Origin of the sequence: Buchnera aphidicola (Cinara kochiana kochiana) (assembly GCF_900698905.1) — a bacterium.
GTDB classification, from domain to species: Bacteria; Pseudomonadota; Gammaproteobacteria; order Enterobacterales; family Enterobacteriaceae; genus Buchnera_F; species Buchnera_F aphidicola_W.
Genome location: NZ_LR217707.1, coordinates 419325 through 433720 on the forward strand (window position 1 = coordinate 419325; position 14396 = coordinate 433720).

The window sequence follows — 14396 nt, forward strand, 5'->3', positions numbered from 1 at the left end:
TTAAATAAAATAAATATTTATATAATATATAAATATATATATAATTGTTATTATTAAACAATAAAACAATAAAAAAATTATTTATTTAATTTTTTATAAATTATGATTAAAAATTCTTTTATTAGCAAAAGAATATTATTTTGATCTTTTCATCATATCAAAAAATTCATCATTAGTTTTAGTCATAGATAATTTATTAATTAAAAATTCCATAGCATCTATTTCACCCATAGGATGAATAATTTTACGTAAAATCCACATTTTTTGTAATTCTTCAGGCATAGTTAACAGTTCTTCTCTACGTGTGCCCGATCTATTGTAATCAATAGCTGGAAAAACACGTTTTTCTGCTATTTTTCTAGATAAAGGCAATTCCATATTTCCAGTTCCTTTAAATTCTTCATAAATAACTTCATCCATCTTAGATCCGGTATCAATTAATGCAGTCGCAATAATTGTTAAACTACCACCTTCCTTAACGTTACGCGCTGCTCCAAAAAATCTCTTAGGTCTATGTAATGCATTTGCATCAACACCACCCGTTAATACCTTACCAGATGCGGGTACTACAGTATTATATGCACGAGCTAATCTAGTAATTGAATCCAATAAAATAATAACATCTTTTTTATGTTCAACTAATCGCTTTGCTCTTTCAATTACCATTTCTGCTACTTGTACGTGTCTAGAAGCTGGCTCATCAAAAGTTGATGCTACTACTTCTCCTTTAACTAATCTTTGCATTTCAGTAACTTCTTCTGGTCGTTCATCAATCAATAAAACCATTAATACACAATCTGGATGATTATATGCAATACTTTGAGCTATATTTTGTAATAATATAGTCTTTCCTGCTTTTGGCGGCGCAACAATTAACCCTCTTTGCCCGCGTCCTATGGGAGAAGATAAGTCTAATACTCTAGCAGTTAAATCTTCTTTAGAACCGTTACCACGTTCCATCTTTAACCTAGAATTAGCATGTAAAGGTGTTAAATTTTCAAATAAAATTTTACTACGCGCATTTTCTGGTTTATCATAATTAACGGTATTTACTTTTAATAAAGCAAAATAACGCTCTCCTTCTTTAGGCGGTCTAATTTTACCTGAAATAGTATCTCCAGTCCTTAAATTAAAACGACGAATCTGACTCGGCGATACATAAATATCATCAGGACCCGCTAAATAAGAACTATCTGATGATCGCAAAAAACCAAATCCATCTTGTAAAATCTCTAAAACCCCATCTCCAAATATATCTTCTCCACTTTTTGAATGTTGTTTTAATATAGAAAAAATAATATCTTGTTTACGCATTCGAGCTAAATTTTCAAGACCTATTTGTTTACCTAAAATAATAAGTTTTGATACTGATGTATTTTTTAATTTGGTAAGATTCATAATAGTGAATATATCAATCCATTTTAGAGAAAAATATAAAATATATTTATATATAAACAATACATTATATATACATATATATACATTATTGTAGATGTAAGGTAATTATTTTAAGTAAAAAAAAACACATATATACTTAATATATAAAAAATTGTTATATTGTTAAATTTAATTTTATAAATATAAAAAATAAAAAAAATAAAATTTAAAAACTTTAAAGTAATATTTTATTGTCTAAAAAATTTTTTAATTCTATTTTTGATATAACTCCTATTTTTGTTCCTATAATTTTATTTTTATTAAACAATAATAATGTCGGAATTCCTCGAATGGAATATTTAATCGGTATTTTTTTATTCATATCAATATTAATTTTTCCCACAACAATTTTTTTATAATATTCATGAGCAATATCTTCTAAAATTGGTGATAAAATTTTACACGGACCACACCAATCCGCCCAAAAATCTACCAATACATATTTATTTGAAGTAAATACTTGTTCTTTAAAATTTTGATCTGTTAATTCAATGATTTTAGTTATTTTCATAAAAACCTTTATATGTATTTTATATTGTAATTAATATTTTTATATTATTTATAAATACTGTATTGTATAAAACAATCTTTATTTACCTAAGACTAGTGTACACTTATACAATACAATTAAGATGTTATTGATATTTTTATTTAACTTTAGTATTTAATCCAATGAATTGCTCGTTGCGGTAATTCAAATAAAAATCGACTTGGCTGTACATGAATTAACATACCAAATTTTTTTTTATTTCTACAAAAACTCAAAAAAAGTTGTTTTTTTGCACGAGTAATTCCTACATACATCAAACGACGTTCTTCTGTAATGTTATCGTCCATAATACTTTTCTGATGCGGTAATGTACCTTCTTCCACTCCAATGATACATACTACCGAAAACTCCAATCCTTTTGATGCGTGTATGGTCATTAAATGTAATTTGTCAATATTTTTATTAGTATCATATTGCATAATATTTTCAAAATCACCACATACAAACCGTATTAATACATCTTCTAATTTTATTGGTAAATTACCATTTCGACCTACTAATATATTTTTTAACCAATTAGAAAAACAAATTATATCTTTTATACGTTTTTCTGAAATATTATGATCATTATGATAATTTGTAATCCATGAAAAATAATTTACATCTTTAATAACATTATTTAAAATTTTTTCCGGTTTATTTAATAGATTAGATGACAATTGTACAATCCATAAAACAAAATTATTTAATTTTAAAAAAACATTTTTATTTAATTTTTTAATTATACGAAAATCCATACTGGCTGCAAATAAACTAATTTTATGATATGCAGCAAATTTCTTTAGTTTATTTAAAGTAACTAATCCTATTCTTCGATTTGGAACATTAATAATACGTAGAAACGCTAAATCATCTTTATGATTAACAATTAACCGTAAATATGCTAATAAATCTTTAATTTCTAATAAATCAAAAAAAGATTGTCCGGAATAAATATAATACGGAATATCTTGACATACTAATTCTGCTTCTACAGCTTGTACTTGATAATTATTCCGATATAAAATAGCATAATCTTTATACTGCATATTATGAAGATTCTTATGATATTGAATATAATTAATTATTTGTCGAGCTTCTTGTGCTTCATTTATTGACATAAATACATAAATTTTATTTCCATAATCTAAAGTAGAAAATAATTTTTTATTAAAAAAATTCTCATTATTAGAAATTAAAATATTGGCTGCATGTAATATACAACCAGAAGAACGATAATTTTGTTCCATTTTAATAACATTTAAAGTAGGAAAATCATATTTTAATAAATAAAAAATTTTTTGTTGAGCTCCTCTCCATGAATAAATAGACTGATCATTATCACCAACTACTGTAAAATTAGCATTACAACCGCATAATAATTTAATTAACTCATACTGACTAATATTAATATCTTGATACTCATCTACTAATAAATATTGAATTTTTTTTTGCCAATTCAATCGTATCTGAAGATTATTTTTTAACAAAACAGTAGGTAAAAAAATTAAATCATTAAAATCTAATATATTATGTTGCTTAAGAAAACAATCATATTTTTCATAAAAAAAAACACATTTCTCTTCTAAAGCAGAATTTATACATTTATATGCAAGTTTAGGATTTAATAATCGATTTTTCCAAACAGAAATTTGATAAAGTAACTGTTTTAAAAAAAAAATATTACTATTTTTATTAATATTTATCAAATTTTTTAATAAACGTAATTGTTCATTTTGATCAAATAAAGTAAAATTTTTTTTTAAACCCAATAAACGATATTCGTTTCTAATAATTTTTAAACCTAAAGCATGAAATGTAGAAATTGTTATATCATGTATTTGCTGAAGGGTTAACTTTTTCAATAAACGTAATTCAATTTCTTTAGCTGCTTTATTAGTAAACGTTACTGCAAAAATTTTTTTAGGATCATATTGATAAATAGTAATTAATGTTATCACTTTATGAATTATAACACTAGTTTTTCCTGATCCTGCCCCAGCTAAAATTAAACACGGATTATCAATAATATGAATAGCTTTTTCTTGAACTTTATTTAACATCATAAATATATTATCATAAACATAAAATTTTTAAATTAATCTAATTTATTTAAAAATAAATACAACTTATATAGCGTACATGTATTTAACAATAATAACATTAATGGTTTTAATTATTTAAACATGTTGATGACTTCATAGCTGTCATGTACGAACGTAATTGTTCTCCAATTTTTTCAATAGCGTGATTTTTAATAAAATTATTAATAGACATTAATTCTTGATTGCTAATAAAATCATTTTTAATACATTCACCTAAATCACTACTACGAATAGTTTTTATAAAATTATTTAAAATAGGAATAGCTTTTTCAGAAAATAAATGACTACCATATTCTGCGGTATCAGAAATAATCAAATTCATTTCGTATAATCTTTTTCTAGCAATAGTATTAGTAATCAATGGTAATTCATGTAACGATTCATAATATGCAGAGGCAGGCGTAATACCTGTTTCTATCATAGTTTCAAACGATAATTCAACACCTGCTTTTAACATAGCAATCATTAAAGTACATTTTTCAAAATATTCATGATCTAATATTTCTCTACCGGAATATAAATTAGCATTTTCAAAAGAAGATTTATGTAATTTTTTTCTCCATTGGATTAATTTTAAATCTCCTTGTTTCCAATCAGACATCATCTTTTTTGAAAAATTTCCGGAAATAATATTATCCATATGTAAACAAAATAGTGGTTTTAATATAGTTTTTAACTTTATTGATAAATTATAAGCACGAACTTTTGTAGGACCGGATAAACGATCAAATAATAATTTAATTCCTCCTACTTTCATACATTCTGCTAATTTTTCCCAACCAAATTGCAATAATGTAGCAGAATAATCAGAACTATACCCTTTACTAATTAAATGTTGATAACAAACTAATGAACAAGCTTGTAACATACCACATAAAATAGTTTGTTCTCCCATTAAATCAGATTTAACTTCTGCAATAAAAGAAGATCGTAATACTCCAGCCTTATGTGATCCTAAACCAATAGCCCATGATTTTGCAATATTTAAACCATTTAACTGTAAATCATTTTCTTGATGTACAGCAATTAATGCGGGTACACCAAATCCATTTAAAAATTCTTGTCGTACTTCAGTACCAGGGCATTTAGGTGCTACCATGATAACCGTAATATCTGAACGAATTTTTTCTCCTTCTTCAACAATATTAAATCCATGAGAATACCCTAAAGTAGAATTTTTTTTCATTAACGTTTGCAGTTTTCTTACTACCTTAGAGTGTTGTTTGTCTGGAGTTAAATTAATAACTAAATCAGCATCAGGAACTAATTTTTTATATGTATCTACACAAAAATTATTTCGAATAGCATTATTCCATGAAGTAGACTTATTAATTATAGAATTTTTTCTAAGTGCAAATGAAACCTTGAAACCAGAATCTCTTAAATTTAATCCTTGATTTAATCCTTGCGCACCACATCCAACAATAACAATATTTTTATTCTTTAATATTTCTTTAGAATTCAAAAATTCTGATTGATTCATTAAAAATCCAGTACTTAAATTTATTAATTTTTCTCTAAAGGAAAGAGAATTAAAGAAATTTTTCATAAAAACTCCGTTTGATTTAAAATAAAAAATATAGTTATTATAAATAACCAATAAATTTTATAAAAAATTAAATTATTAATTAGTTGATATAATATAAAAATATTTTATAGAAATATATATTTCTATATTTTGCGTACCGCACCTGTGTCTGCACTAGTGGCAAACATACTATATATTTTCAAAGAATCAGAAATATTACGTAAACGATTTTTTGGTGTATATGCCTTCTTACCTCTACTTTCTTCTTTTAATTGACGATTTAATAATTCTTTTTTTGGAACATTTAAAATAATACTACGTTTTAAAATATCAATACTAATAATATCTCCATTATATATCAACGCAATTAATCCGCGACTCGCAGCTTCAGGAGAAATATGTCCGATTGAAATACCGGAAGTTCCGCCAGAAAATCGCCCGTCAGTAATTAAAGCGCATTTTTTGTCTAATTTCATAGATTTTAAATATGCAGTAGGATATAACATCTCTTGCATACCCGGACCACCACATGGTCCTTCATATCGAATGACTATTACATCACCAAAATTAATTTTTTTGTGTAAAATAGCATATACAGCATCTTCTTGGCTTTCATATACTTTAGCTGGACCCATAAATACCATATTTTTTTTATCAATAGCAGCGGTTTTTATTATACTGCCGTATTTTGCTAAATTACCTGTTAATATTGCTAAGCCGCCATCTTGATTATATGCATATTTTTGCGAACGAATACAACCTGTTTTACGATCTAGGTCTAAAGTAGACCATCGAAATGATTGAGAAAAAGGAATAATAGTTTTTTTACCTTTAGGACCTGATGAATAAAAATGAAATGCATGTTTATTTTGAACATCAAGTATATCGTATTTATTAATTATTTCTTTTAATGTAAACCCTAATATACCAAATACTGATGTATCTAATAAATTAATTTTATTTAATTCAGATAAAATACCAATCACCCCTCCAGCACGATGTAAATCTTCCATATGATATTTAGAAGTACTAGGAGAAAGTTTGCATAAATGAGGTACTATTCTAGATAAATAATCAATATCTGACATAGTAAAATTAACCTTAGACTCATGAGCCATAGCTAATAAATGTAATACTGTATTTGTAGATCCTCCCATAGCGATATCTAAAATCATAGCATTTTTCAAAGTAGTTTTTGTAACAATACTTCTAGGTAATAATGCAAGATTATTATCTATATAATAATCTTTAGTATTTTTTACAATAACTTTGCCTGCTTTTAAAAATAATTTTTTTCTGTCAGTATGAGTGGCTAACACTGTTCCATTTCCAGGTAATGATAAACCAATAGCTTCCGTTAAACAATTCATAGAATTAGCTGTAAACATGCCTGAACAAGAACCACAGGTCGGACAAGCTGAATGTTCAATATCCGATAATGTTTCCGATGAAGTATTTGGATTAGCTCCATGAGCTATAGCATCTACTAAATCAATTTTAATAATTTTTTTATTAGATATAATTTTTCCTGATTCCATAGGACCACCAGACACAAAGACCGCCGGAATATTTAATCGTAATGCCGCCAATAACATGCCGGGTGTAATTTTATCGCAATTAGAAATACACACCATAGAATCTACACAATGCGCATTAATCATATATTCAATAGAATCTGCTATTAATTCTCGAGAAGGAAGAGAATAAAGCATTCCAGCATGTCCCATCGCAATTCCATCGTCAATAGCAATTGTATTAAATTCTTTAGCAATACCTCCAAAGTTAACAATTTGTTGAGATACTAATCTACCTAATTCACGTAAATGTATATGTCCGGGTACAAATTCAGTAAATGAATTAACTACTGCAATAATTGGTTTACCAAAATCTTTATCTTGAACACCAGTAGCACGCCATAAAGCTCTAGCTCCAGCCATATTTTTGCCGTTAATAGTTGTTGATGAACGATAAATTGGCATTGAAATAAACTCGTTTATATAAAATTTAAAAATAAATAATATTTTAATACTCAATATATTCTTTAAATAATATATTTATATAGAAATATTAATGATTGTCAGTTTATAAAAATTTTTAATAATTTTTATACTTATAATAGATATTTATTGGTAAGATATACAAAAGGATTAATATAATCAATATTGATTTTTTTATATTATTTAAAATAATATATATGTGATATTTATTACAGGGGTGAAGGGAATCGAACCCCTAACTTTCGGTTTTGGAGACCGATGCTCTACCATATTGAACTACACCCCTAAAAATATTTTCATAATACACATATAAGTATATATTTTAAATATATTATACATGAGAGATAAAAAAAATACAACTATACAAAATTTTCATAAATTTCACAAAAAACTAATTTATGTATCAATAAATAATTTATATATATAAATTATTTATTGTTTTTTTATACAAAAAAGTAAATAAAATATATAATAAGATTTAAAAGATAATTAAAAAAATTATTTTAAATAATATGTTGATATTTATTATAAGGATTTTATAAAAATGAAATTTCCTATTTATTTAGATTATGCTGCTACTACTCCTACAGATCCTAAAGTAAAAAAAATAATGAATAAATATTATTCCATAAATGATATTTTCGGAAATGCAGCATCTAGATCTCATAAATTTGGATGGGAAGCAGAAGAATCAGTAGATATAGCAAGAAATGAAATAGCCAAATTAATTAATTCTGATTCCAGAGAAATTATTTTTACTTCTGGTGCTACTGAATCAAATAATTTAGCAATTAAAGGAATATATGAATTTCATAAAAATAAAAAAAATCATATCATTACAAGCCAAATAGAACATAAATCAGTACTAGATTGTTGTCGATACCTAGAATATAAAGGGTGTCACGTAACATATATAAAACCAAATAAATACGGTATTATTGATATATCAAAAATAAAAGAAGCTATTAATGAACATACATTATTGATTTCAATCATGCATGTAAATAATGAAATTGGATCTATTCAAAATATTAAAAAAATAAGTCATTTTTGTAGAGAAAAAAAAATTTTTTTTCATGTAGATGCCACACAAAGTATTGGAAAAATAAAGATAGATATAAAAAAAACACCAATAGATTTACTGTCATTTTCTGCTCATAAAATATACGGACCAAAAGGAATTGGAGCATTATATGTATGTCTTAAACCGAGAATTCGATTGTCACCGCAAATACATGGTGGTGGACATGAAAGAGGATTTCGTTCTGGAACATTACCGGTTCATCAAATTGTTGGTTTTGGAGAAGCATGTAAAATATTAAGAAAGAAAATGAAAGATGATATTTTACATACTAGATATTTACGCAATATACTATGGAATGGTTTGCGCGATATTCAAGAAATTTATTTAAATAGTCACTTTGATTATGTAGTTAACAATATACTTAATATTAGCTTTAATTATATTGAAGGAGAATCACTATTAATGGCTTTGAAAAATTTAGCTGTATCTTCTGGATCTGCATGTACATCAGCAAGTCTAGAACCATCATATGTTTTGCGAGCTATAGGTGTAAAAGATGAATTAGCTCATAGTTCTATTAGATTTTCTATTGGACGGTTTACAACATCAAAAGATATTAAATATGCTATAATAGCAATTAAAAATGCAATTGAAAAATTAAGAAAACTTTCTCCTCTTTGGGAAATGTTTCAATCTGGTATTAAAATGGATAAAATTATTTGGAGTTAATACTTTTATATAGGAAAATTTTAAATTATGGCTTACAGTAAAAAAGTATTAGATCATTACGAAAACCCAAGAAATGTTGGTTCATTTTCAGAACAAGAAAAAAATGTAGGTACCAGTTTAGTAGGCGCTCCTGCTTGTGGTGATGTAATGAAATTACAAATAAAAGTAAATAAAAAAAATATTATAGAAGATGCTTGTTTCAAAACATACGGATGCGGTTCTGCCATTGCTTCTAGTTCATTAATGACAGAATGGGTAAAAGGAAAAACATTGAAAGAAGCAAATAAAATAAAAAATACAGATATAGCAAAAGAATTAGATTTACCTCCTGTAAAAATTCACTGCTCAATTTTAGCAGAAGATGCAATTAAAGGAGCAATTGCCAATTATCAAAAAAAATATAAAAAAAAAAAATAATATTTATTCACTAAATATAGTAGTGCTGAATTTAAATATAATTTATTCAGCGCTATTAAAATTAATATATATAAAAAACAACATATACACCTTAAATAACTATCTATTTATTAAAAATAAAAAAAAATTATTATAGGCTTATAATGAATTATTTTAATTTATTTCAAATACCCCAAAAATTTAATATTGATAAAAATAAATTAATTAACAATTTTTATGAATTACAAAAAAAATATCATCCAGATAATTGTGATAAAAATCATTTAAACGAAAATAAAAAAATATTAATATCTATTCAAATTAACAAAGGATTTAACATATTAAAAAATAAATTTACTAGAGCAAATCATTTATTGGAAATAAATAAAAAAAAATATAAAATAAAAGAAAAATATATTTTTAATAAAAAAAAAACATTAATTGAAAAATTTCAATTATACGAAGAAATACAAAAAATAAAAAATCAATCAAATTCATTTACTAAAATTAATATTTTTATAAAAAATATAAAAATTAAATTAAATTTATATTTTTTAGAATTTAATAAAAAAATTAAAGAAAAAAAAATTAATTCTGCAGATCAGGTATATGGTCATATATGTTTTATATATAAAATTTTAAAAAAAGCTCAAAATTTAAAAAACACTTTAACTAATGAATAATAAAAATGAAAAAAAAAAAATTGTTATAGGTATTGATTTTGGAACAACATATTGTTTAGTATCTACCAAAAAAAATAAAAAAATACAAACTATTGAAGCATTTAATAAAAAAAATTTTTTTCCAACAATTATACATTTTGGAAAAAAGAAAACTAGTATAGGATGGAAAGCTCAAAAATTTTTAAAAACAGATACAAAAAATACCGTTACATCAATAAAAAGATTTATCGGAATATCTTATTCTGAATTAAAGAAAAAAAAATTAAATATTTTAAATATTATTTCAAAAAGTTCCAAAAAAGAATTAATTTTTAAAACTAATATAGGAAAAATTCCAGTTTCTTTAATTATTCAAAAAATTTTTAAATATATTAAAAAAAAAATAGAAAAAAAATTAAAAAAAAATATTTATGGAACAGTAATAACAATTCCGGCATATTTTAATAATATACAAAAAAATATCATAAGAAAATCTGCACAAGCAAGTCAATTAAAAGTATTACGTTTACTAAATGAGCCAACAGCAGCCGCTATTGCATATGGATTAGAAAAAAAAAGAAAAGGATTGATGTGTATCTATGATCTAGGAGGCGGAACATTTGATGTATCTATTTTAAAAGTTTATAAAGGAATTTTCGAAGTACTCTCTACAGAGGGAGATAATAAATTAGGCGGCGATGACTTTGATTATTTATTGGCTTATTTTTTATATTCTAAATTAAAAAATCAACCAAAATTAAACCATAATTTATTTAAAAAGTTGCTTATTATTGCGGAAAAAGTTAAAATCCAATTAAGTCAAAAATCACAAATTAAAATTAAATTATCAAATGAAAAAATAAATTGTTCGGTATTAGAATTTAATACATTAATTCATCCATACATTCAAAAAACATTGAAAATTTTAAATTCAGCTTTACAATATGCTGATATAAAAATATCTGATATTGATGACATAATTTTAGTAGGAGGTTCTACATATATTCCATTAATTCGTCAACAGATTTTTTCATTATTTAAACAAGAACCTTTAATTTCAATTAATCCAATCGAAGCAGTAGCTCAAGGTGCTGGATTACATGCAAGCTTTTTATTTTATAAAAAACAAGAAAAAAACCAATCAATGCTATTATTGGATGTAATACCAATTTCTATTGGAATTGAATTATTAGGAGGTTTAATGGAAAAAATGATTGAAAAAAATACAAAAATCCCCACTGAAGTTATGAAAATATTTACTACCTTTAAAGATTATCAAACAGGATTTTGTATCAATATTTTTCAGGGAGAAGATAAATATGTACGAAATTGTAAATTATTAAAAAAATTTAAAATTCAAGGATTACCATCAAAACTAGCTGGTCAAATAAAAATTATTACTATATTTCGTATAAATGTAGATGGACAATTATCTATAATAATTCAAGAAAAATTATCTAAAATTAATTATTCTATAAAAATAGATCCACTATACCAGTAATAATTATAATTAATGTAATTATATTGATTACAAAATAAAAATATTTCATTAAAAATAAATTTTATTTACATAAATAAAATTTATTAATTCTAACGTAAAGATGATTATTGTTTAATAAAAACATTTTTTGGAAACATATTATGCCAAATATAATTTTTTATCCACAAAAATTTATATTGCCTCATGGTTTAACCGTACAAGGAAAATCAGGAAAAACTATTCTTGATATTGCATTATCAAATAAAATAAATATGGAACATGCATGTGAAAAATCATGTGCTTGTTGTACATGTCATTGTATTATTAGGAAAGGGTTTTTTTCTTTATCTCCTTGCCAAGAAAAAGAAGAAGATTTATTAGATAAAGCGTGGGGTTTAGAAAAATATAGTCGGTTAGGATGTCAGGCTCGTTTAGGAAATGAAGATATTGAAGTAGAAATTCCTCTATATCATGTAAATCACGTAAATGAACAATAAAATATAAAAATAATATTATTTTTATATTTTTATGTTTATTATATTTTATGAATATATGGATTAATATTATTTTTAAAAAAAATTTTAATGGGTGTATTCGGGATATGTAATTCTTTTTGTAAAAAATGCACTAAATATTTTTTATATGTTTGTGATATATATTGTGTTTGTGTTCCATGAATAATAATTAATATTGGATTTTGTTTAACAAAATGTGCATATTTTAAACGTATTATTTTTCCTGTTGCACCCGTTGATAAAGGATGTTGTATGACAGCCTGCTGCACTATATTAGTTAAATAAGAAGAACTAAAAGTTAGTAAAGATTCTTTATAAATAATGTTAATTTGTTTAAAAATTTTTTTTAAACCTATTTTATATAAAGCAGATATTTTAATAATGGCAATATTTTTAATGAATTTTAAACGATTTAAAACAATACTGGTAATTATTTTTTTTTTATCTGATGTAATTAAATCCCATTTATTTAACAGTATAAAAAAAGAAAAACCAGAATTTATTATTCTATTAATAATAGATAAATCTTGAGCACAAATACCAGCATATACATCAATTACAATGATAATAATTTGATTGAATTTCATTATATCAAAAGATTTTTTTTCAGATATATATTCTAAAAAAGTACGTTTTTTATTTTTTTTATTAATACCAGCTGTATCTGTTAATATATATTCAATATTATTTACAATTAAAGATTCTGTAATAATATCCCTAGTAGTTCCAGGTATAGAGCTAGTAATTATTCGATTATAATTAAGTAATTTATTTACTATGGTAGATTTACCAGAATTTGGTTTTCCAACAAAACAAACTTTTATTTTAGTACTAATACTAACATTTTTTTGATTATTATCAAATAATTTATTAAGATTTAGTTCTTTATACAGAACATATATTTTTTTTAAAAAATTAACAATTCCAATACGATGAAGTACAGATATTTTACATATATTTTTAATCCCAAAATCATAAAAATCAATTATTTTATCATTTAAATTAATTTTATCAATTTTATTTATTAATAAAATAATTGGTTTATTGAATTTTCTTATTTTCTTTAAGATAAAATCATCTAATTTAGTTATTCCAATATATGCATCAACAACAAAAATTATTAAATTTGATCTTTTTATTGCGATTTTTGTTTGTTTATATGATTCTAATTTAATAATATTATTGGTTTCTTTTTTTTTAAAAAAATCAATACCTGCAGTATCAATAATACAAAATTGATGATTTTTTATTGAAAAATATCCAGAATTCATATCACGAGTAGTTTGATGAAATTTACTAATTAATGAATTATTTGATTTTATTAATAAGTTAAATAAACTGGACTTTCCAACATTAGACTGACCTATTAAAGTAATTATGGGTACCATTCTAAAATATTTCTCGTTTTAAAAGAATATTTAGTCTATATTTTGAAAATATTTTACGCCATGTATGATTTCTAACATTATTTACTATTTCTATAGCATTATAAAATTGTCTTTGTTGTATATATAGTTTTACCAAATTTAATTTTATTAAAAACATTAAATTTTCTTCTAATTTTAAAGATATTAATTTTCTTAACATTAAAATAGATTTTTTATATTCTTTTTTTAAAAAAAAATGTTTAGATAAGTTCATTTGTATTAATGTAGTATAAATATTATTTTTTTTATTTAAAAAACCAATTTTATTTTTAATAGTATTTTTTGCTCTATATGCAAAATTATCAATAATTCTATTAAATTCTGTAACAGTAACATTACTAGTCGTATAATTTCGGGCAATTAAAATGACACAACCAGATAATGATAATAAAATCAATAATAATGTTATATATATATTTTTTTGAAAATAAGTTTTAAATTTTGCAAGTATATTATTTGTCATATTTATTAAATTCAATAATTAGAAGGTTTTTATTTTCGATTAAGAAATTTTTAAAAAAATAATAACATATTTTTTTTTTAATTTCAATTATTTTTTATAAATTA

Annotated in this window: 12 protein-coding genes and 1 tRNA gene; 5 read left to right on the forward strand and 8 right to left on the reverse strand. The window is 23.6% G+C overall.

From position 1 onward, the window contains the following. Positions 1–135: 135 nt before the first annotated feature. From rho to BUCIKOCA2762_RS02000, 6 genes are all read right to left on the reverse strand, one after another. Positions 136–1398, reverse strand: a complete 1263-nt coding sequence (gene rho / locus BUCIKOCA2762_RS01975; RefSeq protein WP_154028901.1) for a transcription termination factor Rho — start codon at positions 1396–1398, stop codon at positions 136–138. Between the two features lie 214 nt (positions 1399–1612). Further along, entirely contained in the window at positions 1613–1948 is a 336-nt protein-coding gene (trxA, locus tag BUCIKOCA2762_RS01980) for a thioredoxin (protein ID WP_154028903.1), read from the reverse strand. Between the two features lie 146 nt (positions 1949–2094). After that, positions 2095–4029 carry a UvrD-helicase domain-containing protein gene (locus BUCIKOCA2762_RS01985; RefSeq protein ID WP_232036832.1) on the reverse strand — a complete coding sequence of 645 codons (1935 nt, stop codon included), beginning with the start codon at positions 4027–4029 and terminating at the stop codon, positions 2095–2097. Between the two features lie 109 nt (positions 4030–4138). Then, on the reverse strand, positions 4139–5620 hold the full coding sequence (gene ilvC, locus BUCIKOCA2762_RS01990) for a ketol-acid reductoisomerase (protein ID WP_154028907.1): 1482 nt from the start codon (positions 5618–5620) through the stop codon (positions 4139–4141). A gap of 122 nt (positions 5621–5742) precedes the next feature. Further along, complete coding sequence (ilvD, locus tag BUCIKOCA2762_RS01995; RefSeq protein ID WP_154028909.1) at positions 5743–7578, reverse strand: dihydroxy-acid dehydratase; 1836 nt, start codon at positions 7576–7578, stop codon at positions 5743–5745. Between the two features lie 230 nt (positions 7579–7808). Next, a tRNA-Trp gene (locus BUCIKOCA2762_RS02000) sits at positions 7809–7882 on the reverse strand. 258 nt (positions 7883–8140) lie between these two features. On the opposite strand from BUCIKOCA2762_RS02000, the gene BUCIKOCA2762_RS02005 reads away from it, so the two are divergent. The 5 genes from BUCIKOCA2762_RS02005 (at position 8141) to fdx (ending at position 12384) form a co-directional block, all read left to right on the forward strand. Beyond that, complete coding sequence (locus BUCIKOCA2762_RS02005) at positions 8141–9349, forward strand: IscS subfamily cysteine desulfurase (RefSeq protein WP_154028911.1); 1209 nt, start codon at positions 8141–8143, stop codon at positions 9347–9349. A 27-nt stretch (positions 9350–9376) separates the two neighbouring features. After that, positions 9377–9766 (forward strand): Fe-S cluster assembly scaffold IscU, encoded by a 390-nt coding sequence (gene iscU / locus BUCIKOCA2762_RS02010; protein ID WP_154028913.1) that lies wholly within the window; start codon positions 9377–9379, stop codon positions 9764–9766. A 143-nt stretch (positions 9767–9909) separates the two neighbouring features. Then, on the forward strand, positions 9910–10428 hold the full coding sequence (hscB, locus tag BUCIKOCA2762_RS02015; RefSeq protein ID WP_154028915.1) for a Fe-S protein assembly co-chaperone HscB: 519 nt from the start codon (positions 9910–9912) through the stop codon (positions 10426–10428). Then, positions 10421–11908, forward strand: a complete 1488-nt coding sequence (locus BUCIKOCA2762_RS02020) for an Hsp70 family protein (protein ID WP_154028917.1) — start codon at positions 10421–10423, stop codon at positions 11906–11908. Before hscB ends, BUCIKOCA2762_RS02020 begins: the two co-directional genes overlap by 8 nt. Before the next feature lie 140 nt (positions 11909–12048). Continuing rightward, positions 12049–12384, forward strand: a complete 336-nt coding sequence (fdx, locus tag BUCIKOCA2762_RS02025; RefSeq protein WP_154028919.1) for an ISC system 2Fe-2S type ferredoxin — start codon at positions 12049–12051, stop codon at positions 12382–12384. A 38-nt stretch (positions 12385–12422) separates the two neighbouring features. On the opposite strand, the gene der is transcribed toward fdx, so the two are convergent. Next, positions 12423–13790: a ribosome biogenesis GTPase Der gene (der, locus tag BUCIKOCA2762_RS02030; protein ID WP_154028921.1), complete on the reverse strand. Its 1368-nt coding sequence runs from the start codon at positions 13788–13790 to the stop codon at positions 12423–12425. A gap of 1 nt (position 13791) precedes the next feature. After that, on the reverse strand, positions 13792–14292 hold the full coding sequence (locus BUCIKOCA2762_RS02035) for a tetratricopeptide repeat protein (protein WP_154028924.1): 501 nt from the start codon (positions 14290–14292) through the stop codon (positions 13792–13794). Between the last annotated feature and the right edge of the window lie 104 nt (positions 14293–14396).